The sequence below is a fragment of the Microbacterium hominis genome, from assembly GCF_013282805.1.
Classification (GTDB): Bacteria; Actinomycetota; Actinomycetes; order Actinomycetales; family Microbacteriaceae; genus Microbacterium; species Microbacterium hominis_B.
The window spans coordinates 2,513,103-2,539,333 of record NZ_CP054038.1; the positions used below are offsets into that span (position 1 = coordinate 2,513,103).

Below are 26,231 nucleotides of genomic sequence, written 5' to 3' on the forward strand. Positions count from 1 at the left end.
GTGCTCAGAAACCGCTGGGGTGCTCAGAGACCTTCAGCAAGCGGGGGCTGTGCAATGGTTTCGCAGAATGCGACGGAGGCCAGATTCACGGGTTACGTGGAACCCTCCGTATGGTCCCTCACTGTACCACCCTTGAAGTCGACGGCGAGCATGAGGGCCTCCCACGGGGTGTCTACGGCCTGCTGTGCGAGGGCCGCCGCCTCCAGTCGTCGGCCCGGCCCGTCGGCGAGGACGAGCACGCTGGGACCGGCGCCCGAGACGACCGCCGCGAACCCGGCCGCCCGAAGCGTGCGCACCAGCTGGTCGGTGTCGGGCATCGCGCTCGCACGGTAGTTCTGGTGGAGCTTGTCCTCGGTGGCCGCCAGCAGCAGCTCCGGACTCTGCGTGAGGGCGGCGATCAGCAGCGCGGAACGCGAGACGTTGAACACGGCGTCCTCACGCGGCACCTGCAGGGGCTGCAGGCTGCGGGCCACCTCGGTCGACATCGTGAACTCCGGCACGAAGACCAGCGGCGCGACGCCCCGGTGCACGAGGAGCTTCTTGTGCTGCGGACCGAGCTCGTCGACCCACGCGATCGTGAGTCCGCCGAACAGTGCCGGAGCCACGTTGTCGGGGTGGCCCTCGAGCTCGGTGGCCAGTCGCAGGAGCGTGTCCGGCCCGAACTCGGCATCGCCTTCGAGAAGACCCTTGGCGGCGAGCAGGCCGGAGACGACCGCCGCGCCCGACGAGCCCATGCCCCGGCCGTGCGGGATGACGTTGTGCGCGCGGAGGCGCAGGCCCGGCATCCGTCGCCCCACCGACTCGAACGCGTACGCGATCGACTTGACGACCAGGTTCGAGCCGTCGCGCGGCACATCGGCCGCGCCCTCGCCTTCGACGTGGACCTCGAGCATCCCCTCGGGGAGCGATTCGACGATGAGCTCGTCGTACACGCTCAGCGCGAGGCCGAGCGTGTCGAAGCCGGGGCCGAGATTCGCACTCGTCGCGGGGACCCGCACGGCGACCTGCCGCCCGGGCGCGACGGCTGCGTTCACGCGGGAGCCTCGACGGGGGCCAGATCCAGCACGGAGGCGACCTCCGACGTCGTCGCGTCGACGACGGTCGGCTCCACCTGCGAGCCGTCGGCGTTGCGCAGCGCCCACTGCGGGTCCTTCAGGCCGTGACCGGTGACCGTGAGCACGACACGCGACCCGGCGGGGATGACCCCGGCCTCCGCACGCTCGAGCAGGCCCGCCACGCTGATCGCCGAAGCCGGCTCCACGAAGATGCCGACCTCGCCGGCGAGCAGCGCCTGGGCGGCGAGGATGCGCTCGTCGTCGATCGCGCCGAAGTAGCCGTCGGTCGCGTCGCGCGCCTCGAGGGCGAGCTCCCACGAGGCCGGGTTGCCGATCCGGATCGCACTGGCGACCGTCTCGGGGTTCTTCACGACCTCGCCGCGCACCAGCGGGGCCGACCCTTCGGCCTGGAAGCCGAACATGCGCGGCACGCGCGTGGAGACGCCGCGCTCGGCCTCCTCGCGGTATCCGCGCGAGTAGGCGGTGTAGTTGCCGGCGTTGCCGACCGGGATGAAGTGGAAGTCCGGCGCGTCGCCGAGCACCTCGACGACCTCGTAGGCGGCCGTCTTCTGCCCCTCGATGCGGTCGGGGTTCACGGAGTTCACCAGGTGCACCGGATAGTTGTCGGCGAGCTCCCGGGCGATCTCGAGGCAGTCGTCGAAGTTTCCGCGGATCTGGATGAGGCGGCCGTTGTGAGCGACGGCCTGGCTGAGCTTGCCCATCGCGATCTTGCCTTCGGGCACGAGAACCGCCGCGGTGATGCCGGCGTGCGACGCGTAGGCGGCCGCCGACGCCGACGTGTTGCCCGTCGAGGCGCAGATGACGGCCTTCGCGCCGTGCTCGACCGCCCGCGAGAGCGCGACGGTCATACCCCGGTCCTTGAAGGATCCGGTCGGGTTCATGCCTTCGAACTTGACCCACACGTCCGCGCCGGTGCGGCGCGAGAGGGCGGCGGCGGGCAGCAGCGGCGTGCCGCCCTCGCCGAGGGTGACGACGGTCGAGGCGTCGGTGACGCCCAGACGGTCCGCGTACTCGCGGAGGACTCCGCGCCAGAGGTGTGCCATGTCAGTCTCCTTCTACTCGCAGCACCGACACGACCCGCTCGACGACGCCGCTGGCGGCGAGTCGATCGACGGTGTCGCTGAGGTCCTGCTCCCGTGCCTTGTGCGTGCCGATGACCAGGCGCGCCGCTCCGCCGTCTGCCGCGCCCGGCGCCGGGTCGTCGATGACCGTCTGCTCGAGCGTCGCGATCGATACGCGTCCTTCGCTGAGGATTCCCGCCACCGTCGCCAGCACCCCGGGCTGATCGTCGACCTCGAGGGTGATCTGGTAGCTCGTGGTGACCCGGCCGATCGGGACGACGGGGAGGTTCGCAAGCGTGGACTCGCCGACGCCCACTCCCCCGGCGATGTGCCGGCGCGCGGCCGAGACGACGTCGCCCAGCACCGCCGACGCGGTCTGCACGCCACCGGCGCCCGCACCGTAGAACATGAGGTTGCCCGCGGCCTCGGCCTGCACGAACACGGCGTTGTTGGCGCCGTGCACGCTCGCCAGCGGGTGCTCGCGGGAGACCAGTGCCGGGTACACGCGCACCGAGATCGCCTCGCCCGACGCCGAGGCCTCGGCCTCGCCGGTGAGCCGCTCGCACACGGCGAGGAGCTTGATGACGTAACCGGCCTTGCGCGCGGCATCCATCATGCCCTTGTCGATGCCGGTGATGCCCTCGCGGTGCACGGCATCCAGCGGAACGGCCGTGTGGAAGGCCAGGGATGCCAGGATGGCGGCCTTCTGCGCGGCGTCGTATCCCTCGACGTCGGCGGTCGGATCTGCCTCGGCATACCCGAGCGCCTGCGCGTCGGCGAGCACGTCGGCGAACTCGGCGCCCTCCTTGTCCATGCGGTCGAGGATGTAGTTGGTCGTGCCGTTGACGATCCCCATGATGCGCTGCACGCGGTCGCCGGCGAGCGAATCGCGCAGCGGCCGGATGATCGGGATGGCACCCGCCGCGGCCGCCTCGTAGTACACCTCGGCGCCGACCTGGTCGGCGGCGTCGAAGATCTCGGGACCGTGGGTGGCCAGCAGCGCCTTGTTGGCGGTGACGACGTCGGCGCCGGAGTTGATCGCCTGCAGCAGGTACGACCGCGCGGGCTCGATGCCGCCCATCAGCTCGATCACGATGTCACTGCCGACGATGAGCGTCTCGGCGTCGGTGGTGAACAGCTCCCGGGGGAGGTCGGTCTCACGGGGCGCGTCGAGATCGCGCACGGCGATCCCGACGAGTTCGAGGACGGCCCCGGCGCGGTCGGCGAGCTCGGCGCTGTGCTGTCGCAGCAGCGCGGCGACCTGGGAGCCGACGGCTCCCGCGCCGAGCAGTGCGACGCGCAGGCGGCGGTAGTCGGTCACTTGGTGTCGTTCCCTTCGGTGGATGGTGCACCGCCCGCGGCGGGGACTGCGCCCACGTCGCGCGCGAGGAGGTCGTCGATCGTCTCGCCGCGCACGATGACACGGGCCCGGCCGCCGCTCAGGGCGACCACGGGCGGACGAGGGACGGCGTTGTAGTTGCTCGAGAGCGAGTAGCAATAGGCGCCCGTGGCGGGCACGGCGAGCAGGTCGCCGGGCGCGATGTCGCCGGGGAGGTACTCGGCATCCACGACGATGTCGCCCGACTCGCAGTGCTTGCCGACGACCCGGGCGAGGGCCGCGGGGGCCCCGCTCACCCGTGAGGCGATGCGCGCGGAGTAGTGCGCGCCGTAGAGCGCCGGCCGGGCGTTGTCGCTCATGCCGCCGTCGACGCTCACATACAGGCGCGAGGCGTCGGCGTCCAGTCGCACGGGCTTGGTCGTGCCGACCTCGTACAGGGTTACGCCCGCCTGCCCCACGATGGCGCGGCCGGGCTCGAAGGCGAGGTTCGGCACCGGGATGCCGCGCGCCTCGCACTCCCGTGCGACGGCGTCGGCGATACCGGCCGCGAGCTCCTCGATCGGGGTCGGATCGTCGACCGCGGTGTAGGCGATGCCGAACCCTCCGCCGAGATTGAGCACGGGGAGTGCGCCGCCGGCCAGGAGCCGCGCGTGCAGCTCGACCACCCGCGCGGCCGACTCGCGGAATCCCGCCGTGCCGAAGATCTGCGACCCGATGTGGCAGTGCAGGCCCACGAACTCCAGGCCCCTCACCTCGCGGATGCGGGCGACCGCGGCGGGCGCGTCGTCGATGGCGAAGCCGAACTTCTGATCCTCGTGCGCGGTCGCGAGGAAGTCGTGGGTCTCGGCGTGCACGCCGCTGTTCACGCGCAGCAGGACCGACTGCGTCACGTCCCGCCGCGACACGATCGCCGCGAGCCGCTCGATCTCGATCAGACTGTCGACGACGATCGAGCCCACACCGGCCTCGACGGCCCGCTCGAGCTCGGCAGCGCTCTTGTTGTTGCCGTGGAAGCCGATGCGCGCCGGATCTGCGCCGCCCGCGAGGGCGATCGCCAGCTCGCCGCCGCTGGCGACGTCGAGGGCCATGCCCTCCTCGGTCACCCAGCGCACGACCTCGGTGCTGAGGAACGCCTTGCCGGCGTAGTACACGCGCGCCTGCACGCCGTGCAGCGCCGCCGCACCGCGGAAGGCGTCGAGCGCCCGTCGGGCGTGGGCGCGCACCTCGTCTTCGTCGAGCACGTAGAGAGGCGTGCCGAACCGCTCCCGCAGCTCGGACACCGGGATGCCGCCCAGGCGCAGCATCCCGTCGTCATCGCGCTGCGCGCCCGTCGGCCACACCCCGGGGACCAGGTCGTTCGGGTCGGTCGGCTCCACAAGCCACGTGGGAGCCAGCGTGTGGGAGGGTGCGGCAGACACGGGGGGCCAATCGATCAGGGCTTCGACGCGACGCCGTCCAGGCGGAGCCGGTCGGCGGATGCCGCGGCCGGTGGACTCACGCGCCGGGCAGTCCTTGCAGTCTAGGGCACGGTGCGCGATGGCCCGCGCCGTGTGTCACACGGCGCCGCACAGCGGCATCCGGACCCGGAACCGCGGTTCTCAGCCCTCGGCCGGCGGCTCGCACGATCCCGGCTCGCGCAGGGTCGCGTCGACCGAGATGTTCCCGTCGACCGCGAACTGCGCGACGAGCTCCCCGCCGTCGACAGCGGCCGAGGTGAGGGTGAGACCGGCCGGCATCCGCTCCGCGATGCACACCGTCCAGTCGCGCAGCACGAGATCGGCGACCACCCCGAACTGGTCGCGAAGGCCCTCGGCGCTGATGTCAGCGCCGGCCACCTGCAGCGACTGGGGTGTGAGCACGAGAGCGCCCTCGGCTGCCGAGGGGACGAGCCCCACACCCACCGGCACGGCGACGCCCAGCACCGACAGCTCCGTCGAGATGGTCACCTCGCCGCCGGAGATGTCCGCCGACTCGGCAGGGAAGCCCTCGACGCCCGACAGCAGGCGCTGCAGCTGCGCGGAATCCACCCGCACTTCGCCTTGGGCACCGGCGAGTGCACCGCCGCGGATCGGAACGCCCTGGGCCGTCACCACGACGTCGCCCACGAAGCTCCCGACGGCGACGTCCTCGGAGGCCAGGGTGATCTCGTCGAAGCTCCCGCGCACCAGCTGCGGGATGACCGCGCCGTCGATGCCGACCTCGATCTCCTGGGATGCCGGCAGCGAGAGCTGGTCGCGCACCTCGTCGGCGATCGCGCCCTCGACGATGTCGCGCGCCGCCGACTCCACGGCGAACCACGCGACGATGCCCAGCGCGACGACCACGCCGAAGGTGACCAGCCACGGCCATACCCGGCGGCGCGGAGCCTGCGAGGTGTACGCCCGATCGGGGTCGGGCAGGGGCAGCGTGGGCTGGGAGTCTCCGACGGTCATCGTCACATCCGCTCGGGTGCGCTCACGCCCAGCAGGGTGAGACCGTTGCGCAGCACCTGGCCGGTGGCGTCGTTGAGCCACAGACGGGTGCGGTGCACGGCCTCGACGGGGTCGTCGCCCTGCGGGATCACGCGGCAGCTGTCGTACCACTTGTGGTAGAGCCCGGCGAGCTCCTCCAGGTACCGCGCGACCCGGTGCGGCTCGCGCACCTCCGCGGAGTAGGCGACCACGCGCGGGAACTCCTGCAGCGCGCCCAGCAGCGCCGACTCGGTCTCGTGGGTGAGCAGCTCGGGGGCGAACTCGGAGCGGTCGACGCCGGAGGCGGCGGCGTTGCGTCCGACGTTGTGCGTGCGGGCGTGCGCGTACTGCACATAGAAGACCGGGTTGTCGTTGGTGCGCTTCTGCAGCACGTCGAGGTCGATGTCGAGGTTCGAGTCGGCCGACGATCGCGTGAGCGCGTACCGGGCGGCATCCACGCCCACGATCTCGACGAGGTCCTCGAGGGTCACGACGGTGCCGGCCCGCTTGGACATGCGCACGGGCTGCCCGTCCTTGACGAGGTTCACCATCTGCCCGATGAGGATCTGCAGATTCACGTACGGCTGGTCGCCGAACGCGGCGCACATCGCCATGAGGCGCTGCACGTAGCCGTGGTGGTCGGCGCCGAGCATGATGATGCAGTGGTCGAAGCCGCGCTCGCGCTTGTCGAGGTAGTAGGCCAGATCGCCCGAGATGTAGGCGGGCTTGCCGTCGGACTTGATGACGACGCGGTCCTTGTCGTCGCCGAACTCGGTCGAGCGCAGCCAGGTCGCCCCGTCGGACTCGAAGATGTGGCCCAGCGAGCGGAGCTTATCGACGGCGCGCCCCACCGCACCCGAGGTGTGCAGGTCGTTCTCGTGGAAGTACACGTCGAAGTCGACGCCGAACTCGTGGAGGCTCTGCTTGATCTCGCCGAACATGAGGCCGACGCCGACCTCGCGGAAGGCCTCCTGCTTCGCGTCGGCCTCAAGGGCGTCGATGTCGCCCTCGTAGGCGAGCGCGACGCGCCGGGCGATGTCGTGGATGTACGCGCCGCCGTAGCCGTCCTCGGGGGTGGGAAGGCCTTCGTGCGCGGCCACGAGGCTGCGCGCGAACCGGTCGATCTGCGCGCCGTGGTCGTTGAAGTAGTACTCGCGGGTGACCGCGGCGCCCTGCGAGGAGAGCATGCGCGCCAGCGCGTCGCCCATCGCGGCCCAGCGGGTGCCGCCGAGGTGGATGGGGCCGGTGGGGTTGGCCGAGACGAACTCGAGGTTGATGCTCTGACCGGCGAGCACCGACGACGAGCCGAAGGCGGCACCGGCGTCGACGATCGTCTTCGCGAGTGCGCCGGCAGCGGCTGCGTCGAGGCGGATGTTGATGAAGCCGGGGCCGGCCACCTCGACGCTCGCGACGCCTTCGACGGCCTGGAGACCTGCGGCGATCTCGGCGGCGAACTCGCGCGGGTTCGCTCCGACGACCTTCGCGAGCTTCAGCGCGGCGTTGGACGCCCAGTCGCCGTGATCGCGGTTCTTGGGGCGCTCCAGCGGCAGGTCGGCGGGCGTGAGGCCCTCGCTGGAGCCTGCGCGTCGGGCCTCCGCGAGCGGGGCGATGACGGCGAGCAGGGCGGCGGAGAGGGCTTCAGGATTCATAACCCGTCAATTCTAGTTGGGCGCACCCCGGCGCCCGCCGATGGTGCGCGTGAGGACGGGCCCGGCCCGTCAGGAGATCTGGACGAGCGCGGTGAAGTCGTCGGCGGCGGGGTCGGCCTCGACCGGCAGGGCGCCGAGCCCATCGAGGGTTGCGCCCTCGAGGGTCGCGGCGTCGGGCACGACCCATGCGTCCACGCGCATGCGCCTGAGGCCCACGTAGCCGCCGTGGTAGCTGAGGAAGGCGCAGTCTGCGGCATCCCGGCCCGTCGCGATGCGCACGAGCGACCGCCGGTTCGCCAGACGCGTCGCGTCGATGACGTACCAGGCGCCGTCGAGGTAGGCCTCGGCGACCGCGTGGAAGTCCATCGGCTGGAGGCCCGGCGCGTAGCACGCGGTGTAGCGGGCAGGCACATCCATGGCGCGCAGCAGCGCGATGACGACGTGGGCGTAGTCGCGGCACACGCCCTGCCCGGTCATGAGCGTCGTGACGGCGCTGTCGGTGCCCTGGCTCAGCCCCGGCGTGTAGGTGGTGCTGGTGGCGACGAACTCCGACACCGCCGCGATGAGTTCGTGGCCGTGGAGGCCCTTGAACTGGCGACGCGCCTGCTGGAAGACCTCGTCGGACTGGCAGTAGCGGCTCGGCCGGAGGTAGGTGACCGCCTCGAGGTCGCTCGTGCGGCCCGCCGGAGTGGGGCCGTGCACGGTCGCCTCGTAGCGCACGTGGAGCGGCCCGGCCTCCCCCGTGAGGCGGTGCAGACGGCTGCCCGACTGGTCGATGATCTCGGTCGGCGTGTACACGCGGTCGCCCTGGGTGAACGTGAGCTGCTCGTCGGCGAGGGGCACCTGCTGGGCCGCCGCGATCTGCAGAATGAGGTCGACGGAGGCCCCCAGTTCGAGGTCGAGTTCGGCGGTCAGGACGCGTTGCACCGAAGTATCCTCGCACGCCGCCGGGACCCCAATCTGCAAGCGCTCTCAAAGCGGCGGCCAGGGGAGGCGCGAAGGGGCGATTCCTCAGGATCTGCGCGGCGTTCGCGCGGCGTTCACCCAGGTCGAAGGCGCCCGTTCGGCGGTGCCGGGATCATCACGTACCCTCGTCCCATGCGCGCGAGCGGACGCCCCCGGACGCGGCGTTCGCACCTGGCCCTCGCGGCGGTGGCGATCGCCGTCGCGCTCGTGTGCGCGGTAGCCGCGTGGCGGCCGTGGGGCGTGCCCTCCGCCCCCGTCGCCGGGGCGGATGCCGCACCCGCCGCCCCTGCGCCGCTGGCCCTCCCCGACAACCCGCACGTGCTCGTGTTCGGCGACTCGTGGGTCTACGGTTCGGCCGCGACCGTGCCGACGCTGGGCTTCGCCTACGTGATCTCCGAGGCCCTCGGCTGGGATGCCATCGTCGACGGCGTGCGCGGCAGCGGGTACCTCAAGCCGGGGATCGACGGGCCGTCCTACGGCGAGCGCATCGCGGCGCTGGATCCGGCACTCGATCCCGACCTGGTGATCGTGGAGGGCTCGATCAACGACCGGCGCCTCCACCCCGACGGCTACCGCGCCGCGGTCACGGCCGCGTGGGACGACCTGGCCGCCCTCTACCCCGACGCGCGGATCGTGATCCTCGGGCCGGCGCCCCAGGTGCTGCCTGTCGAGAGGGCCACCGCGCGCATCGATGCCGACCTCGCCGACCTCGCCACCGCGCGCGGATGGTGGTACATCTCCCCCCTCGCCGAGGACTGGATCGTCGCGGCGAACTACCTCGACGTCATCGACACCACGGACATCGGGCGCGACCACCCGTCGACGGCCGGTCACGCGTACCTCGCCGAGCGGCTCGCCGCCGCCCTCGCCGGGCTCTCCGGCGTGGGAGAGGTGAGCGCCGAGGCTCCCCTGCGCGTCGAGTCCGCGCCGCAGCGCTGACTCGTCGCCCCCGGCGCACGGAGCGACCCCGCGCGGGTGATAACCTCGATCGGTACGCCTCCGTAGCTCAGGGGATAGAGCGTTGGTTTCCGGTACCAAAGGTCGCAGGTTCGATTCCTGTCGGGGGCACGAGGGGTTGTACGCGGAACAAGTGTGAACTTGTACGCGGAACTCCTACGAACGAGGAAAGCCGCCTGATTTCAGGCGGCTTTCCTCGTTTCACGAGTCGTGCGCGTGTCGATGATCTCCTCCGGAGGTGCCGGGGAACGCGAATGGCTCGAAGATCGGCGCGGCTGCCCGTTTCTGGGCATGCTGGCGCCGACCTTCGAGCCGGTGATGGTGTGGGTGTGCGCGGGGCGTTTTCAGGCTACGTGCGAACGGGATTTCGTTTCGTGCGGCCGCGCTGATGAGTCACGCGCTGGAGGGCCGAGCTGCGGCGGGGCTTGCGCTGCTTCGCGCGCGGCGCTTCTATGCCGGCCTCGAAATCGAGTCCGTCTTCTGCCTTCTGGGCCGCGAAGTCTTGGATCTTGTCGAGGTTGGCGGCCATCACGACGAGGGTCGCGAGAAAGTACTGGGCGACGGAGCCACGGAGTCGTCGGCGTGAGCCGTCTTCGAGAGCGTGGGTGCCGCCGTCCTTCAGGTACGCGTTGAAGCTCTCGACGCTGTTGCGGCCGTGCCCATACATGTCACGCCAGCTCTTCGAGCCGTACTGGTAATGCTGAGCGAACTTACCGCCCACCTCGGCGGGAAAGGTTGTGCTCGTCTTGTTGTCGCAGACCTTCGCCGGGCCCTCGACGGGGCGCTTGATGATCGTGAGCGGCACCTTCCCCGAAGCGAGCATGGTCGGCTTGCGCGGGCACAGCGCGGTCGGTGAGTTACCTGCAGCCGGGCACGCCCACGGGGTTCGCCCCTTCTCGTCCGGCTTCTCTCTCCGGCTGAAGATGTAAGGAGCCCGTGCTTCCATGTCGCGGATCCAGATTTCGCGGCGCGACTTTGCGCGCTCGACTCGTTCCGCCTTGGTCAGCGGGCAACCACGAACCTTGGGACCAACTCGCACCCGCGTTCGACACCCACCCGGGATCGGCGATCCGCGTCTCCGACGTGGTGTGGTGGATGCCCCGCCCGTACCGGCTCACCCTCGGAACAGCGAGTGTTCTGTGTCTCGGCGGGGCCGCGTCCGTCGACAGGGCGTGGCGCACCCCGGGCCGAACCTGGTTCCCCGAGGAGCGCATCACCGACGCGATGGTCGACGCCGCCATCGCCGGCGGGGCCGCGGACGTGCTGCTCACCCACGAGAGCCCGCACGTCACCGCGACCCGCAACGTCCGCACCATCCTCCTCACCAACCCCGGCGGATTCCCCGACGAAGCCCTCGAAGAATCCCGCGCCTCCCGCCAGCAGATCGACCGCGTCGTGGACGCCGTGACCCCGGCCGTGCATCTGCACGGGCACATGCACACCGCGTCAGCACGCATCACCGCCGACGACGCCTTCCACACCTACAGCCTCGCCGACGCCGGCGCCCCCGGACACCTCGGAATCCCCACCGCCGACCCCGTCAGCTTCACCTACCTCCTTCCCCAGGACCCTTCCCCAGGACATCGTGCGAGCGCGGGGCGCGACTCGATGCACCTGCCGGAGTCGCCCGTGGGGAGGCACCGGGGCGGTGTTGGCAGGCTCCGCGCGCGATGATCGGCAAGGGCAATGAACGCCCGCGACGACCTTCACCGAGTGATCTACCTGGACGCGGCGCTCCTGCCGGGCGCCGAGACGCTGGACCGTGCCGTGGACGGGGCCGCAGGGCGGCTCGACGCTGAGACAGTGATCTTCGGCATCGAGACCAATCGAAGCACCCGCGGCCTGCTCGATGTCGACGCCCGCTGGCCGGCGCGCGCACTGCCGACACCGAACGGTGCGCACGCGGCGCTTGTCCAGGATCTGCTTACCGCCGACCCGGTGCTCCTCGCCGCCATCTTCACCGGTCCTAGCGTCGACGCGTCCGATGTCTTCGCCGACGTCGCGTCCCGGCACGGGGTCGTACTCGTCCCGACGCTGCACGAGGTCACCGGGCTGCTGACAGCCGCCGAGTTCTGGGAGGCGCTGCGCCGCCCGGTCACCGACGCACGCAAGGCGATGCCGGACCTACCCGAGTGGGACGCCGCGCCTGCAAACGACCCATGGTGGTGAGTACTCGGTCGACAGGTGGCGAGCTTGACGGCCGGAGCGGACTCTCTGGCGACGCATCAGGGAACTCCAAGCTGTCGTCGCGTAGTAGTCGGGTCAAAGCATGGAACGCCGAAGTGTTCGCACTCAGTCAGGTCGATGCCCGGCACGCGCGTCCGAGAGGTGATCAAGCTGCAGCTCACAATGAACGTCAAAGCTTTCGTGCGGCTCAGTCTCCTCGATCGTCAGCTCTGCGGCTAGCGCGCGGCCCGCTGGCTGCGCGATGGCCCCCGCACCCCGCCCAACGCGGCGCAGAGAGCGCGCGCGCCGACCTGGAATCCTTACTGCGAGGGCGCGCCCCTGACCGGTCGGCTGCTCCCAAGTGGCGTCGAGGCCGGCGAGTTCGGCTCGGGTCTGCCGAACACGTGCGTGAGTGATCGTCGAATCGGCATGTCGAGGGTCCCTTGGGACGGATCTCGTTGAGGTTAAATGCGGCCGCGATCGCCCCGTACGCGGACTCGTCGTCACCGTCTACGTTCGCGAAGAGCCGCGGGAGCTCCGCACCTCGAGCGTCACCACCCGACTCCGCGGCGATGCCGGGTACGCCGATCTCGACATCGAATTCGTTGTGCCGGCGACCGCGGAATCCAAGCCAGACGATCACAAGCCCGGCGTCGTGACCACCGCGATTCCGATGACAGTGCGGAGGAGTTGCACGCGACCAGCGCGGGCGTGACGGTGGCGAGAAGCGCCACGCTGAATCGTGCGACTGCCAGGATCGCGCCTTGGGCGGTGGAGCGGAGCATCGTCGGGAATTCCTGGGTCCAGACCTTCGTGATTAGTCATCGACGGTCCTCGCTGCGCGTGACGAGGACGGCGGGCGGCGCGGCGCGTGCACCCGGGTCGGGCAGCAGCTCGGAATACCGAGCGATACGTTGAGGGGTTGGGTGCAGCGGGCCGAGATCGACGGGGGTCTGCGGCCGGGCCGGTCGACCGATGATGCGGAGCACATCGCGAACCTGGAACGAGAGGTGCGGGAGCTGCGGCGGGCGAACGCGATACTGCGGAGCGCGTCGGCTTTCTTCGCGGCGGAGCTCGACCGCCCACACAGCTGATGGTGCAGTACATCGACGCGCACAAGGCCGAGTTCGGGGTCGAGCCGATCTGCGAGGAGCTGCCGATCGCCCCGTCGACGTACTACGCGTCCAAGACCTTGCCGCCTTCGGCGCGGACGATCAGCGACGAGGCCGCGCTCACCCAGATCCGTCGCGTGCATGCCGACAACCTCGGCGTCTACGGCGCCCGGAAGGTGCACGCACAGCTTCGGCGTGAGGGACACCGGTACGCCAGGTGCACGGTGGAGCGGTTGATGCGGCGGGACGGCCTGCGTGGCGTGGTGAGACGACGCGGGCCGCGCACCACCGTTCCCGGCGACCCGTCGGAACTGCCGCTGGACCTCGTCGACCGGGCGTTCACCGCGACCCGCCCCGATCAGCTCTGGGTCGCGGACATCACCTATATCCGCACGTTCGCCGGCTGGGTCTACACCGCATTCGTGGTCGACGTGTTCTCCCGCCGCGTGGTCGGCTGGCAACTGTCCACCAGCCTGCGCACCGACCCCGCCCTCGACGCCCTGGAGATGGGCATCTGGACCAGGGAACACGACGGCCAAGACACGACCGGGCTCACCCACCACAGTGACAGAGGCGTGCAATACCGGGCGATCCGCTACACCGAGCGTCTTACCGATGCCGGCGCCGTCGCATCGGTCGGATCTCGTGGCGACAGCTACGACAATGCCCTCGCGGAAGCGTTCAACTCGCTCTTCAAAGCCGAACTCGTCCGCCACCGCGGGCCTTGGCGATCGATCGACGACCTCGAGTTCGCGGTCGCCGAGTACATCGACTGGTTCAACCACCGTCGCCTGCACTCCGCGATCGGAATGATCCCGCCCGTCGAGGCCGAGCAGCACCACTACGATTCACACCAAACCCCCGCTCGCACCAGCGAACGGGTCACCGAGAGCCTCCAATGAACCCGGGCGCAACAGAGTGACCAGCGCAGATCGCTCAAATTCCGCGTCTTTACGCGGATCTTACGGGTTGAGTCTACCCGTTGCTCCGGGTTGATACGAGGTGTTTCGGACCCCGGCTTCGTGGTTTAGGACCCCGTTTAGGACCCCGCTCGACAAGGCGTCGTACACGCACCGACAGCTCAGCCGCGTTCGATCACGTCGAGCCACGCATTGAGCTGGTCGACGGCGTCCGGGAGGGAGATGTCGAGCCCCGCGGACTCCGCGGCGCGGGCGAAGCTCGGCGTCCAGTGAGGGTACGCGTGGCTCCGGGTCGGCCACGTTCGAGCCTGCGCACCTGCGGCCGTCGCGTCGATCGCGCGGGCGGTGAAGACGTCCACGATCGCTTCGCGGATATCACCGACCGTCGGCTGCCCGGTCGCCGCCGCGAGGTCGCGGAGCAGCAGGAGGTCGACAACGTCGCGTGCGCGGTCATTGACTGCCGCTGGCGGGTCGTGCGGGTCGGTGCAGGCGTGGACCTTCTGCGCAATCTGATAGGCCATCGACATGCTCGCGAGGCCCGCCGGGCTCGGCAGTCCGAATCCGGCCAGCGACGGTGCGGGAATGGTCTCGGCAACGGCACCGGCGTGCCCCTCGTCTGGCGAGACCTCGATCTGGACGCGCCGCCATGTGACGCCATTGAGCTGCACGGTGAGATCGAAGCGGCGCGGCTTCACGATGCGATGCGGCACTTCGATGGTCTCGACTTCTCCGCGGACGAGTGTGAGCGGACCCCACGGTTCCCGGAGTGTTTTGTCGAGTTCGGTGAGGAAGCGATCGATGTCTCCGCGGACCAGTCCGTCGATGTCTTTCGTCGTGCGCGACATGCCAGGCAGACGGTACTGCAGCATCGTGCCGCCCTTGAGGAGGAACAGCGTCGAGCCCTGCTCATCGACGGCGCGCTGAAGTGCGGCCGAGGCGACAGTGGCTGCGACGAGCCAAGCGAGCCTCGGCCCGGCGGTTCCGAGGCGGTCCTCCGCTTGGGTGATCCATGCGTTCAGGACGCGGGCGGATGCCGGCGTCTTCGCCTTCGGCTCGAGATCGCTGAGCGATGCCGCGAGGCTCTGACGGTCAGCGTCCATCCCGAGCCTCCAGCATCATGCCGAGGCGGTCGCGATCGTCAGCGGGTAGCAGGCTGGTTCGTCCTGCGCGGTCGATCGCCTGGCGAATCAGATAGGTGGACACTCCGGATGCGATCCCCTGTTCGATCGCGGTCGGCACGGTGACGGTGCGGATGCCCTGCCACCACGTGATCTGCGACGGAGCCAGGTCTGCCGTGTGCACGACGTACTGTTCCCCCCAGCGCGGCGCAGGCGTCGATGCGCCGCGACGTTGACGTGGATGCGATCGGGGTTGATGTCTGTGATGTCCCAGATCTCCAAGGCGGTGTCGTGGCTCAGGCACGCCTCTGGCGCCCCCGTCCAAAGCACTGCGAGCTGGTATTGGTCGTACTCTGTTTCGGCGATCTGCGATACGCGATAGACGCCGTGGGCGGCTCGCTCGATTCGATGACGAGCTGTCATCGTCGACAGCTCCGCGTGTGACACCCCTTCCTCGAGCGCCTGGGCGGTCGTGACGAAGCCGTGCTGATCGAGCGCGACTTCGCGCAGTCGCTCAAGTTTCGTGACGGCCAGCATGTCAATACCTTAGCACAATGTGAAGGTATTGACACTCCGTTCATGGCGAGGGTCACGTCGCGGGCCGGGGTGCCGTACTTCGGATTCGGGCTCACAGCAGGGCCTCCAGCGTCGATTGCGGCTCTGCGCGGCCAGGTCCTCCTAGCGGAGTAAGTCGGACAGTTTCACGCGAGACATCACCGGCACTCTCCAACAGAATTCGATACAGGTACGGCATTCCTGTATTGGTTTCCGCCGACCCGGCCGGCTCCGCGGTGGTGGCGGAAGTCGGACGCACCCGAGCTACGCATCTGGCCCCTGCGAGTGAGCATCAGCTTCAACGAGCTCCGCTTCTTGTGGGCGTCGACGTGCTCTCGATCCACCAGGTGGTCGGCGACGAACTCCTGCAGAGACATTGGCATCGCTGTCAGCGCGGCGCAGCGGGGTGAGTCGGTAGGTCCTCACGCGCGCTTCGAGGCAATGAACGAGTCGAAGTCGAACTCTTCAGGTTCGCCACTCTCCTCGCCAGCCACGAGCGCCACCCGCAGCGCGCTCATCTGTCCCTCCTGGTCTTCGAGCAGTCGAAGACCTGCGCGGACGACCTCGCTCGCGGAGCGGTAACGGCCGGTTGCCACCGCGCTGGCCAAGAACGCAGTGAAGTGGTCGTCGAGGCTGATGGAGGTATTCGTCGCCATGGGCGCCAACGTACCAAGAACGCACTACGCTCACGCCCATGGCTCTCGATCGAATCCCCGAAAGTGTTCGTGTCGCCATCCATGCCGAACTGGATGCCGAGACGCCCAGTTATCGCGAGGAGGTCGCCGACGGCGAGTGGACCGAGCCCAACCACGACGACGGCGACACCGGCTCAGAACGATAGCGCGGAGGGAGCTAACGGCCGATCGCAAGGCCGCCCCCGCGGTCCGACCTGCGACGTGCCGCGTCGCGATCGAACCCGCCCAGCGGGCCGCGCCGCAGTGCCTCAGCACGGCAAGCGTGCGCGTCGGCGTCGCGCTGAGGCACCGTCGGAGCCGGCAAACCGTTGATCAGGCCGCGGATCCGCTCTGCGGCGCGACGGGCAGCTTCCTCCAGCCCGCGATCGGCACGATCGCGTTCCATCGCTTCGGCGAACTGGCCCTTCGCATCGGCGAGGTTCTCGGCGACGATATGCAGTCGATTCCGGTCCCGTCCACGGGTGAGCCCGACGTAGAGGCTCGCCGCCGTCGCGGCGTCGCTCAGGACGGTCTGCGACTCCCCCGCCGTGACACCCTGCATCCCGTACGCGGTCGACGCATATGCGAGGTGCGCGTTCGACGCCACGTAGTCGGAGGGCAGGATGACTCGCGCCCGCCGACCTCGCTCGAGCACATTCGAGACGACAGCGATCGTTCCGCCCGGCAGAACTTTGTCGACGAGCCACGTTTGACGGTTGGCGACCCGCAACGTGCTGTCGTTCTTTCTGGTCTGGATCACGTCACCGCGCCCGATAGGCATTCCGTCGCTGCCCACGGCCGTCGTCTTGTCATCGACTTGTCCACGCTCGACCCGGCGATCGCGGATCCGGGCGTTGAGCGCGCTCGCCTCGGCCATGGTCGCGGTCGTCAGCGCGACGCCGTGATGGTGCTCGAGCGCGACGCCGTCGCGCAATGCGTCCTCGTCGCCGTGGATGCGCACCAGGCCCGCGGCGTGGAGTCGGTCGAATAGTGCGTCCGCATCCACGCCCGCGCGCAGCGCGAGGGTGAGCCGCGCATAGTCCGGGTCCGCGAAGCGATGGAGCGCGGTGAGGTCGTGCACCGCCGGCACAAGCGTCGCGGCGATCTCGAGCACGCCGCCTCGTCCGACGGCCGGGAGTTGCACACGGTCGCCGACCAGCGCGATCGTGGCGCCGGCCTTGTGAGCGACGGTGAGCAATGCGTGCGCGGAGTCCTGGTCGAGCATGCCGGACTCGTCGACGACGATGCGCTCCCCGCGAACGAGCCGGGCGTCGGAGGGTGGGCCGAGGTATGCACCGTCGGTCTCGGGATCGCGGTCGCCGACGGGGAGCCGAGTCCACACGCCGTCGTCATTCCAACGGAAGCCGTGTTCGTGCAGGAACGCGGCGACCGACGTTGCCCGAACGCCGAGTTCAGTGGTTGCGACCTGCGCCGCCTTCCGGGTAGGCGTCAGGATCCGCACTCGGCGGTCGACGGTCGTCGCGGCGTCGATGGCAGCGCCCAGCATGGTCGTCTTGCCTGCACCGGCGGCACCCTCGACCACGACAAGCGGGGCGGTGGATGCCACGGCCCGCGCCGCACTGACCTGGTCGGCATCCCGTCGATCGTCATCGATGAGGGGCGCCGTCGCCCGGTGCGAGGCATCCGCCATCTCCGCCAGTTTGTCGCGCAACGCCGTCTCGACGGCCATGACGCGCGCCGTCGTGAGATGGGCGACGTGCTCAGGAGTCGGCGCGTCGACCGGGAGCACCGACAAGCAGTCCTGCAGGGCGAGCCCGGCGGCGAGCTCGATGAACGCACGCAGAGCGGCCGGGTCGGTGCGGCATCCCAGCGACGTCACGATGCGCGCTACCTGTTCGCGCACATCGTGCACCGACCATGCCGATGACGTCGCCGCGCAACGGTCGAGTGCGCGAGACGCGACCACCTCCACACTCAGGTCGTCAAGCGCGACGGTCGGGGCGATGTTCCGTGCGCGTGGCGGCTGCGTCGGGCATCCCGCAACGCGCATTTCGGCGCGCCATGCGGCATCGGTGCTCAGCACGGAAGGCCGCTTGTGCGGTCGCTGGTGATCCCATGCACGAGCCTGCAGCCGCGCGCGCACCTCTGCGCTCGGCTCTTGCCCGGGATGCGCCGTGATCCATTCCCGCTCGAACATCGCAAGGTTGCGTGTCACCTGCGCTGCGCGCTTGGACATCACGTGATTCCACGGCACGAGTTCAGCGACTTCCCCGGTGATCGGGTCGAGCGTGAGTCGGTGGCGATCGAGAATTGCCGCGAGCTGCGGGTGCGCGGCGAGGATGCCGGTGCCGAGCGCGCGGACGGCTCCCTGCTGACGGAACAGCGCCGCCGTGTCGAGCGCGCGCCACGCACCCTCCGCCCACACCCGGGTGCCGATCTGCAAGTGGACGTGGCGATGAGGGTCGCCCGCACGACTCGTGCGGTGCGACACGGCAACCGTCTGCAGGCGGTCTGCGTGCACGACCCGCTGCGCCCCGCGCGGGCCGATGCGGGTGACGGAGTGCTGCCCCGGCCACGTGCGGATCTCCCTCACCGCATCGCCTTGAGCGTCATCCAGCGCGGCCGACACATCAGGATGCAGCGCCGCAGCGATCGAGAGCGACTTCGGCACGTTGACGACCATCTCGGCGAACCGCGGACTCCCCCGCCGGCCTCACCCGACTGGCGCGGCATCCCCATCGAGACGCCGCTGATGGGGTCCGTCCAGTCGACCCAACCCGCGTACTCCCCCGGGTTCAGGCTGCGCTGGTCGACGACCAGCCCGCAAGCATCGATGACGGCGAAGTCCGCGATCGCGACGACGCCTTCGAGGTAGTACTCGTCGGCCAGCGAGCGATCAGATTCCAGGTAGCGTCGCGCGGCGCAGCCGGCCCCGCGATACAGCGTCACCCCGCCCTTCACGCCGACCTCCCTGACAAGTTCTCCTGTCAGGGAGGTGCGCACTACGGTCCCCGTAGCATGCGTGCATTCGTTTTGGCGATGGGTGGCCATGGGGTCGACGTCGGGGCGCGGGTGGATCGGTCTCTATGTGCCGGGAGGTTGAGGCGGACCAATCGTGATCGACATGGTAAGCGCGAAGAGCAGAGGAGACGTGTCGCCGCGAGGCTGGTTCGTGATTCTCTTGGCCGGCCCCGGATGCGCGTATTGCATCGCCCCCGGCAATCCCCACCTCGCGCGTCGGATGTGGCCACCCAGCACCGAGATCGCGGGCACGTCCCGCACCAAAGCTCTCTGATCGGACGCGACCACATTGCCCGCACCGCGACCACTCACGCCCGTCCTTCGGGGTGTATCGAGCTAGTCCGGACTCCAGCTATCACTTCCAATGCGGCGGTCAGGTTCTTCGTGCCCCCGGCATATCTGGGTAGAGGAACGCCATCGCCAGATGAAAGGCAAACTCATGAAACCGTCTCGCAAACTCACCTCCGGCATGTTCGCGGCTGCGCTCGCAGTTGGCCTCGTCGTGGGGACTGCGCTGCCCGCTTCTGCGGCAAGCGCGAGCGGCTGGCAAACCTGCGCCAGCAACCAGCAGTATGGGATCCAGACCCGACTCTCTGCTGTCAACTCGAACTCCACGACTCGGACAACCCACACCTATGTCGGCGCGTACTCTGTCGACTTTTTCGGACAGGGCTACAAGAACAGCTCCCGCGCGGGGGTGAGCAGCGGAGGATGGGAGACGTACGTACCGTCTCCCGCGTCGTTCCTGAACGCAAACGGGACATGCGGGCCAAAGGTCTCGTGAGGCGGCTGGCGTTGTGGGCTGTGCTCGCGGCAGTTGCCGTCACCTCAGCCGGATGCAGCATGTCGGGTAACCAATCCGGGCCGGCGCCGGGTGCGTCGCGGACCGCATCCTCGGCGGTTGGCGACGAAGAACAACAACACGTGGGTTCATCAGAGGTGGCGCGTCGTGTCGGCCAGTGCCTGATCGATCAGGGCTGGGACGTCACAATCGGCCGTGACTCGGTCAGCTCGAACACACCGCTCGCACAAATGGACGCATATCGTGCCGCGAACGACGAGTGCTATGCGATCGCAACGGCGGACCTCCCGCCGCCTCCCACGCTGTCTCCCGAGTTGGCCGTCGAGGAGTACAACGCACAGATGCTGTATCGGCAGTGTCTGCTCCAGCACGGAGTGGACGCACCTGCGTTGCCCAGCTATCAGCAGTTCGAAGACGCTCTGCTGACGGGCGGAGAGATCTACGACGGTTCTTGGGAAGCGGGGCTATCCCAGGGGGACCCTCTGCGCATTGAGTGTCGGGATCCGCTCGATACCTGGGGATTGAACTCGAGCTATCGCGCCGGCCAATGACACACAGCGAGGATGTCGTTCGCGACATCCTCGCTGTGTGTCATTGGCGCTCAGGACCGACCGCGGCTGTCAAGGGCAACCGCGCTGGGTCGCTTCGCACTCGCGCAGGCCTATGTGGCCCGTGAGCTCAGATCGACCGTGATTTCGATGAGAGTGTCGTAGCTAGATGCACCGGATATTGTCGACTGCGCCGAAGACGTTTGCGAAGTTTCCCGCTGATGTCGACGCCACGATGGCTGTGCCCGAGCGAGCCTGAACGGTGCCGATGGACCGCGCGTTTGCTACCGAACCAACCGTCGCAAGCGCAGTCGTGGAGAACGTCCCGCAAGCTCCCCATGACAACCGGGCGCTGCCCTCGTTCGCGGACTGGAAGGCGCAGATGCTACCGCTCGGACACTTGGAGGACAGCCCGAACGCCACGATCGCGGATCGGACCTCCAATCGCATACCCAACTGTGGCCACTCCACCACGTTCGGGCTGGTCACAATCCCACCTGGCTGAGCATCGAGCGCGTACTCGATCCGAGGATCGAGGTTCTGACCCGCGTGCGCGGTGCCACTGAGACCGACCGTTAGTCCGAGCGATGCCGCGAGGATGAGGGCGAAGATGGCGAGACGGTGTTTCAATGCGTGTCCCAGAGTGTGTATGAGGTGACTGATCCAGCGGGCAGCTCACCGCTGGGAGTGAGGCGAACACTTTCGGTGCCGACGATGCGTCCCGTCTCGTTGGAGACCAGCAGGAGCAGTTGGTAGTCGGGGTTGTGAGTCGAGTCGGCGGCGATCACCGTCACTTCGCGGTCAGCGCGATCGAGGGCGGTGCCGGCGATGTAGGCGCCGGGCGCTCTGCTCAGCATGTCCAGAATGTGTGCGTGCTGCTGATTCGTGAGGGTCCATGAGCTGAACGCGTTCCCGATCGCGGTGATGATGTCGGACGCGGTGCCGGATGTCGCGACCGGGTTCCAGTAGGCAGCAAGAAAGTCCTTGACCTCCGTCGCGCTCTCGCCGGGCACCTGTTGGACGGGAGTGCCGAAACCGCCAGCCGCATATGTGATGTCGTGCAGGACTCTCCCTGGCTCGGGTCCGCGGGTCGAGTCCTCGAGTCGGGTCCCATCGGCGAGGTAGGGGATGCCGGCAGTGGTGACCTCGCGCCCCGAGCCATCCTCGTTCCAGGCGAGTTCGATCACCTGTGGGACGATGACGGCGATGGTCTCACCCGAGGCCGGATGATCCATCTGCAGGTACCATCCCACCGACGACACCCTGCGCTCCGCGGCCGGTTGGCCGGCCCTGCCTGCGAGTAGCCGTTGCGCCATGCTCGCGACCTCTCCGACTGTCTGCGATGTGCTCGACACCTTCAGCGGCGGCGGGGTGAGGGCGATCGCGCTTGGCGCGACCGGCGGCCACACCAAGACGATGGCGATCATCGCGACCATGGCGGTCACCGCCATGGTCAGCACGAGCGCCATGTTGCGGGGAGCGGGCCGGGGCGCAGGCGCCGCCCCCACCAAGGTCTTCTTGCGGGGCTGTGCCATGATTCGCAGAAGGACCGCGCGGTCGCGATCGTTCAGCGGCTCGTCCGCGTTCACTCCGCTGAGCGGGTCGAGCTGCCGGAGAAGGCTGTCGAGCCTGTCGTCGCTCAGGGCATCGGGATCATGTCCCATGATCGACCTCCCTCTGTGCCCGTGTCATCCGTGTCAGTCGGCCACGCGTCCCGCAGCGCCTGCCGTGCTCGGCTCGCGCGTTTCCACACGGTCTGCTCGGAGCACCGGAGGACGATCGCGGCGTCGGCCGCGGGGAGTTGGTCCCAAATCAAGAGCTGAAGCACATGCTGGTGACGCTGCGGCAACCGTCGCCAGGCTTCGGCGAGCTGTTCGAGCCGGGGATCCTCCCACTCGACCATCGCCTGCATCATCGCGTGATTGTGAAGAACCTGGTTCTCGCGTTGTTTTCGTCGCGCGACCGCCCGAAGCATGTGCGTCGCCGTGAGGATCAGCCAGCCGACCGGGTTCGGGTGCGAGACGTCCAGCTTTCGATAGGCGAGTTCGAAGACGTCGGCGCAGATGTCCTCGCAGGCGTCGTCGCTGTCAACCCTGCGGCGGACGAACTTCCAGACTGTACGACGATTCGCCCGGTAGAACTCCGGAAAGCTCTCGGTGGGGAACGTCATCTGGTGGCACTTTCAGTCGGGCACGGGCCGCTCTCGTTGCGTCTCTTACCTAGTACATGTCGCGCGGGCCGCGTTCCTGACACATTCGCGGCGATTCGATGTGTCGTCTCAATTCTCGGGCAGGGCTTGGAGAGCATGCGACCGTGCTGGGCCTCTTTCGGCCGTTCGGCGGTTGCTGATGTCGAAGGAGATTCACGGGACGCGGAGTTCTCGAATGGGTTCGCGACGGCTGGCGGTGATCGCGGGAATCAGTGCGGCGAGGAGCGCGGTCGCGAGGGCAAGCACACCCAACGACGCGGTGAACGCGGCCCCGGGGAGCGGATCTCCGAGCATGAGGAGTGCTGCGGTGGACGTAGCGGCGCCAAGCGCGACGCCGAGCGTGGCGAGGAGGCCGGTCTGTGTCAGCAGGAGCGCGACGATGAGTCCTCGAGTGGCTCCCAGGGCGCGGCGTCGGCCGTAATCCTTGCGCCGCATGAGCACGAGACCGGTCAGAAGGATCGCGACGAGGGCTCCGGTCAAAGCGAGCACAGCGAGGACGAGACCGCGCGAGAATCCGCCGAGCTGACCCTGGATGAGGGCTCGGAGGTGCGCCAGTGTCTCCGAGGTCTGCACGGTCACTTTCGTAAAGTCGTCGGCGCCGAGAACCGAGAGCACCGCGTCGCTGACGGGCGCGACGAGGTCGGGGCGCTCCGCGATCACCATGATGAGTGCGACGGGTTCGGTACCGATAGGGTCGGGCTGCGGGATCAACAGGACTGGCTGCAGTCCAGTGAGGAAGTCCGGGATGTCGAGGGCACCGACGACCGCGTACTCGGGTCCCCCGAGGAGTGTGATCGCCCCGGCTGTGTCCACCATGCCGAGCTCAGCCGCCGCGAGGGGCGAGACATAGGCAGCGGTCCCCTCGAGGGGGATCTCGCGCGGGATGTCGAGTCGGTCCAGGTGGGGACCGTAGGCGAAGCGGGCGGGTACCCGGGTGCCATCAGGGATGAGTGTGTTCGTCGCGTCGACGGCTGCGGAGAAGCCTGCGGCCCATTCGACGCCGTCGATGTGGGCGATGCGGTCGACTGCGTCGCTCGTGACACCGGCCGACTGCTCGGCGCGAATCGTGATTGAGCGGGTCCCTGCGGTGTCGATCGAGCCCAGTACACGCTGTTCCGCGCCGACGGTGCGTCCGGTGGTCAACATGACAGCGATGATCATGCCCGCGACCATGAGCACGGTCAGCACCGAGGCGATGGGTTGCGATCTCGCCGAGGCCGCCGCCTCCTTGAGTAGAACGGATGCCGGCGTCATAGGCGGATCTCGTGATCGCATGCGTCGGCGACGTCGGGCGCGTGAGTGACGACGATCACCGCCGAACCCGATGCGGCGTGATCGCGCAGAGCAGCCACCACGAGCTGCGCGGTGACAGGGTCGAGGTTCCCTGTCGGTTCGTCCGCAAGCAGGACCATCGGGTCGGTGAGCAGCGCCCGACACAACGCGATCCGCTGCGCCTGACCCCCCGACACCTGCCCGGGCTTGCGGCCGGCGGGCACATCCACACCGAAGCGTTCGAGCAATCCCGCCGCGCGTGCAGCGACCTGACGTCGATCCCGGCCCTGGTAGAGGGCTGTCTCCGTCACGTTGTCGAGCACCGAGCGCGTCGCGTCAAGTGAAGCATCTTGGAACACGAACCCGAACCGGTCTGCCCGCAACCGCGCCCGCGCGGCGTCACGGAGGGCCGACACGGGCATGCCGTCGACAAGGAGGTCGCCACGCGATGGGCGCAGCATCAGCCCGAGAACATACATGAGCGTGGACTTGCCGCGCCCCGACGGTCCGGTGATAGCTGTCATCGACCCCCGCGCGAATGTCGCGGACCACCCGTCCACCACGGGCCGGCCGGGGACATAGTCGAACCCGACCTCTCGAGCCTCCAGGATCATCCGGGGGCGCCGTTCCCTGCGGGAACACGCACCCGAAGTCCCTCATCGACCCCGTCGATCACCGACATCCCCCGCGCCGAGGCGCGGACGGTCACCGCCCGACGCGCCCCGTCCTCATCGACCACCGAGACCTGCCCGGACGCGTCCGTCACCAGCGCCGCCGACGGGACGACCAGACCCTCCACCGTCGGAACGGTCTCGATCTCGGACGACAGCCGCACCTCTGCCGTCACGGGAATCGAACCGCATGCCTCGCCACACACCGCACCTCCGTCTATGCCGGTCAATCCGACCGTGACGGTCTGCGTCTCGGAGTCGGAGGTCTTGTCCGCGGCGACCGCGCTCCATTCCGATCCATCCGGTGCCGTGACCCGCACATGCGTGCCGATCGGCACCATACTCGCCTGCGCATCGGTCATGGGAATCGTGAACACGGGAGATGCGGGCAGCCCGCGCACGACTTCTTCGCCCCCAGTCAGGGTCTTCCCCACCCCCACCACCGCGGGATCCAACGACACACGCGTCGGCAGCGACGGGACGAAAACCACATCACCCCACTCGACCACGCCCGTCTGAGCGACGCCGGACGCCTTCTGCCACGCACGGATCGCCGTCACCGTGCCCCACCCCACCGTCCCGTCCGCAGGTCCCGCATAGTGCCCGAGCTGCGCAAGCAGCAGTTGAAGCTGCGCGACATCCGTCCCTTGATCGCCACGACTGATCGCCCGGAACGCCGGCACCGCGCCCGCCGCCACCACCACCGGCCGCAAGTTCACCGTGTACACCGTGTCACCCGCGCCGACCTCGTCGCCCGCGGCGACCTCGACCCCCGTGACCACCCCCGACACACGATTGACCCCCACCGGCGTCGGCTCCCACACCGCCACCGTGTTCAACCTCAAGCTCGAACCGACCTGCCCCTGCTCCACCGGCACCGTCGTGTACGCCGTTGCGGTGAGGGGATCCTCGGCGGGCCGCAACACCACGAACCCGGCCCCCGCCACCGCGACGGCCGCAATAACGACCGCGAACCCCGCGACGATCCAACCGCTCCGGCTACCGCGCCGCGGTCCCCCCGTGGCCTCGAACCTCCTGACCTCGGCACCCCCATCACTATCGACGGCGGCAGGCACCATCATCCGTTGTGCCCCCACGTCTCCAACGGGTCAGCACACGTCCGCCGAAGTTCGCTGCCACCGGGAAGCCCGGCCTCGAAGGAACCGTCATACACCGACTTGTCGATCAGGAGTGCGTCCTCGAACTGCTGATAGCTCGGCAACTCGGGCGCGTCAACCCCGTGCTCGAGCAGGCACGCACGGTAGAGAACCTGAGCGTCGTACTCCTCTCTCGCAAGCTCCGGAGTCAGCTCTGGCGGCTCCGGCTGGTTAGGCGCCACGAGCTCGCTGCACTCCTCCGTGTCGCGGATGTACGCGTCATACTGCTCCCCCATGTTCCGCCCGTGGACCGAATCCCCCTGGATGGTCACGTCCCACCCGCGCTCGAGAAGGCATGCCCCCAGGCCTGCGATCATCTCGCTCGAGGTGACCACACCATCGCGTCCCCCACCAACCTCAACTCCTTCGGACACGGACGGGGCCGGCGGAGCAGGCGAGCCGACAACGCCGCCCGCAGAAGCGCACCCCGCGACCGCGAACGTCCCTATCGCGACCGTCACAGCCGCCGCAACCCTCGCCCTCATGAGATCTTGGGCCCGCACGTTCCCTTCGCCGTCTTGAACGAGAATGGCGTGTACGCATCCCA

At 68.9% G+C, this 26,231-nt stretch carries 24 protein-coding genes, 1 tRNA gene, 1 pseudogene and 1 other annotated feature; of the genes and pseudogenes, 7 read left to right on the plus strand and 19 right to left on the minus strand.

Annotation, left to right across the window (positions count from 1 at the left end; genetic code table 11):
- Positions 1-92: 92 nt before the first annotated feature.
- From thrB to HQM25_RS11460, 7 genes are all read right to left on the minus strand, one after another.
- Complete coding sequence (gene thrB / locus HQM25_RS11430; RefSeq protein ID WP_172990343.1) at positions 93-1,034, minus strand: homoserine kinase; 942 nt, start codon at positions 1,032-1,034, stop codon at positions 93-95.
- Entirely contained in the window at positions 1,031-2,119 is a 1,089-nt protein-coding gene (thrC, locus tag HQM25_RS11435; protein ID WP_172990344.1) for a threonine synthase, read from the minus strand. Before thrC ends, thrB begins: the two co-directional genes overlap by 4 nt.
- Before the next feature lies 1 nt (position 2,120).
- Positions 2,121-3,458, minus strand: coding sequence for a homoserine dehydrogenase (locus tag HQM25_RS11440; protein WP_172990345.1), 1,338 nt, complete (start codon positions 3,456-3,458; stop codon positions 2,121-2,123).
- Positions 3,455-4,894, minus strand: coding sequence for a diaminopimelate decarboxylase (lysA, locus tag HQM25_RS11445; RefSeq protein WP_172990346.1), 1,440 nt, complete (start codon positions 4,892-4,894; stop codon positions 3,455-3,457). Before lysA ends, HQM25_RS11440 begins: the two co-directional genes overlap by 4 nt.
- 180 nt (positions 4,895-5,074) lie before the next feature.
- Positions 5,075-5,908 carry an LmeA family phospholipid-binding protein gene (locus HQM25_RS11450; RefSeq protein ID WP_172990347.1) on the minus strand — a complete coding sequence of 278 codons (834 nt, stop codon included), beginning with the start codon at positions 5,906-5,908 and terminating at the stop codon, positions 5,075-5,077.
- A 2-nt stretch (positions 5,909-5,910) separates the two neighbouring features.
- The gene (gene argS, locus HQM25_RS11455) at positions 5,911-7,575 is read right to left on the minus strand and encodes an arginine--tRNA ligase (RefSeq protein ID WP_172990348.1); all 1,665 of its coding nucleotides are present in this window, start codon (positions 7,573-7,575) and stop codon (positions 5,911-5,913) included.
- Between the two features lie 69 nt (positions 7,576-7,644).
- Positions 7,645-8,502 carry a transglutaminase-like domain-containing protein gene (locus HQM25_RS11460; RefSeq protein WP_172990349.1) on the minus strand — a complete coding sequence of 286 codons (858 nt, stop codon included), beginning with the start codon at positions 8,500-8,502 and terminating at the stop codon, positions 7,645-7,647.
- 171 nt (positions 8,503-8,673) lie between these two features.
- Here HQM25_RS11460 and HQM25_RS11465 point away from each other — a divergent pair, with 171 nt between their 5' ends.
- Both HQM25_RS11465 and HQM25_RS11470 read left to right on the plus strand, forming a co-directional pair.
- Entirely contained in the window at positions 8,674-9,480 is an 807-nt protein-coding gene (locus HQM25_RS11465; RefSeq protein WP_172990350.1) for an SGNH/GDSL hydrolase family protein, read from the plus strand.
- 56 nt (positions 9,481-9,536) lie between these two features.
- Positions 9,537-9,609 (plus strand) — tRNA-Arg (locus HQM25_RS11470).
- Between the two features lie 238 nt (positions 9,610-9,847).
- Here the strand turns inward: HQM25_RS11470 and HQM25_RS11475 are convergent.
- A complete protein-coding gene (locus HQM25_RS11475; RefSeq protein WP_172990351.1) occupies positions 9,848-10,444 on the minus strand; it encodes a hypothetical protein in 597 nt (198 codons plus the stop codon).
- A 149-nt stretch (positions 10,445-10,593) separates the two neighbouring features.
- Here HQM25_RS11475 and HQM25_RS11480 point away from each other — a divergent pair, with 149 nt between their 5' ends.
- The 3 genes and pseudogenes from HQM25_RS11480 to HQM25_RS11490 form a co-directional block, all read left to right on the plus strand.
- Positions 10,594-11,172, plus strand: coding sequence for a hypothetical protein (locus tag HQM25_RS11480; protein ID WP_172990352.1), 579 nt, complete (start codon positions 10,594-10,596; stop codon positions 11,170-11,172).
- A 12-nt stretch (positions 11,173-11,184) separates the two neighbouring features.
- Positions 11,185-11,667 carry a hypothetical protein gene (locus HQM25_RS11485; RefSeq protein ID WP_172990353.1) on the plus strand — a complete coding sequence of 161 codons (483 nt, stop codon included), beginning with the start codon at positions 11,185-11,187 and terminating at the stop codon, positions 11,665-11,667.
- A gap of 827 nt (positions 11,668-12,494) precedes the next feature.
- A pseudogene (locus HQM25_RS11490) lies at positions 12,495-13,678 on the plus strand (IS3 family transposase); the annotation flags it as partial.
- Positions 12,719-12,832, plus strand: a sequence feature (AL1L pseudoknot). Its footprint overlaps the pseudogene before it by 114 nt.
- A 179-nt stretch (positions 13,679-13,857) precedes the next feature.
- Here the strand turns inward: HQM25_RS11490 and HQM25_RS11495 are convergent.
- The 3 genes from HQM25_RS11495 to HQM25_RS11505 form a co-directional block, all read right to left on the minus strand.
- Positions 13,858-14,796 carry a nucleotidyl transferase AbiEii/AbiGii toxin family protein gene (locus HQM25_RS11495; protein WP_172990354.1) on the minus strand — a complete coding sequence of 313 codons (939 nt, stop codon included), beginning with the start codon at positions 14,794-14,796 and terminating at the stop codon, positions 13,858-13,860.
- 87 nt (positions 14,797-14,883) lie between these two features.
- Positions 14,884-15,351, minus strand: a complete 468-nt coding sequence (locus HQM25_RS11500; protein WP_172990355.1) for a type IV toxin-antitoxin system AbiEi family antitoxin domain-containing protein — start codon at positions 15,349-15,351, stop codon at positions 14,884-14,886.
- Positions 15,352-15,791: 440 nt separating this feature from the next.
- A complete protein-coding gene (locus tag HQM25_RS11505; RefSeq protein WP_172990356.1) occupies positions 15,792-16,025 on the minus strand; it encodes a type II toxin-antitoxin system ParD family antitoxin in 234 nt (77 codons plus the stop codon).
- A gap of 38 nt (positions 16,026-16,063) precedes the next feature.
- On the opposite strand from HQM25_RS11505, the gene HQM25_RS11510 reads away from it, so the two are divergent.
- Positions 16,064-16,210, plus strand: coding sequence for a hypothetical protein (locus HQM25_RS11510; protein ID WP_172990357.1), 147 nt, complete (start codon positions 16,064-16,066; stop codon positions 16,208-16,210).
- 11 nt (positions 16,211-16,221) lie between these two features.
- Here the strand turns inward: HQM25_RS11510 and HQM25_RS11515 are convergent, their stop codons facing one another.
- Positions 16,222-18,687 (minus strand): AAA family ATPase, encoded by a 2,466-nt coding sequence (locus HQM25_RS11515; RefSeq protein WP_254359294.1) that lies wholly within the window; start codon positions 18,685-18,687, stop codon positions 16,222-16,224.
- Entirely contained in the window at positions 18,594-19,007 is a 414-nt protein-coding gene (locus tag HQM25_RS17855) for a hypothetical protein (protein WP_254359295.1), read from the minus strand. The genes HQM25_RS11515 and HQM25_RS17855 overlap by 94 nt, the downstream gene beginning before the upstream one ends.
- A gap of 729 nt (positions 19,008-19,736) precedes the next feature.
- On the opposite strand from HQM25_RS17855, the gene HQM25_RS11520 reads away from it, so the two are divergent.
- A complete protein-coding gene (locus HQM25_RS11520) occupies positions 19,737-20,378 on the plus strand; it encodes a hypothetical protein (RefSeq protein ID WP_172990358.1) in 642 nt (213 codons plus the stop codon).
- A 623-nt stretch (positions 20,379-21,001) separates the two neighbouring features.
- Here the strand turns inward: HQM25_RS11520 and HQM25_RS11525 are convergent.
- From HQM25_RS11525 to HQM25_RS11550, 6 genes are all read right to left on the minus strand, one after another.
- Positions 21,002-22,039, minus strand: a complete 1,038-nt coding sequence (locus HQM25_RS11525) for a hypothetical protein (protein WP_172990359.1) — start codon at positions 22,037-22,039, stop codon at positions 21,002-21,004.
- Complete coding sequence (locus HQM25_RS11530; protein WP_172990360.1) at positions 22,015-22,545, minus strand: RNA polymerase sigma factor; 531 nt, start codon at positions 22,543-22,545, stop codon at positions 22,015-22,017. Before HQM25_RS11530 ends, HQM25_RS11525 begins: the two co-directional genes overlap by 25 nt.
- 192 nt (positions 22,546-22,737) lie before the next feature.
- Positions 22,738-23,838, minus strand: coding sequence for an ABC transporter permease (locus HQM25_RS11535; RefSeq protein ID WP_254359296.1), 1,101 nt, complete (start codon positions 23,836-23,838; stop codon positions 22,738-22,740).
- On the minus strand, positions 23,835-24,470 hold the full coding sequence (locus HQM25_RS11540) for an ABC transporter ATP-binding protein (RefSeq protein WP_172990361.1): 636 nt from the start codon (positions 24,468-24,470) through the stop codon (positions 23,835-23,837). The genes HQM25_RS11535 and HQM25_RS11540 overlap by 4 nt, the downstream gene beginning before the upstream one ends.
- On the minus strand, positions 24,467-25,609 hold the full coding sequence (locus HQM25_RS11545) for a peptidoglycan-binding protein (protein WP_254359298.1): 1,143 nt from the start codon (positions 25,607-25,609) through the stop codon (positions 24,467-24,469). Before HQM25_RS11545 ends, HQM25_RS11540 begins: the two co-directional genes overlap by 4 nt.
- Entirely contained in the window at positions 25,606-26,019 is a 414-nt protein-coding gene (locus HQM25_RS11550; protein ID WP_172990362.1) for a hypothetical protein, read from the minus strand. Before HQM25_RS11550 ends, HQM25_RS11545 begins: the two co-directional genes overlap by 4 nt.
- Positions 26,020-26,231: the final 212 nt, after the last annotated feature.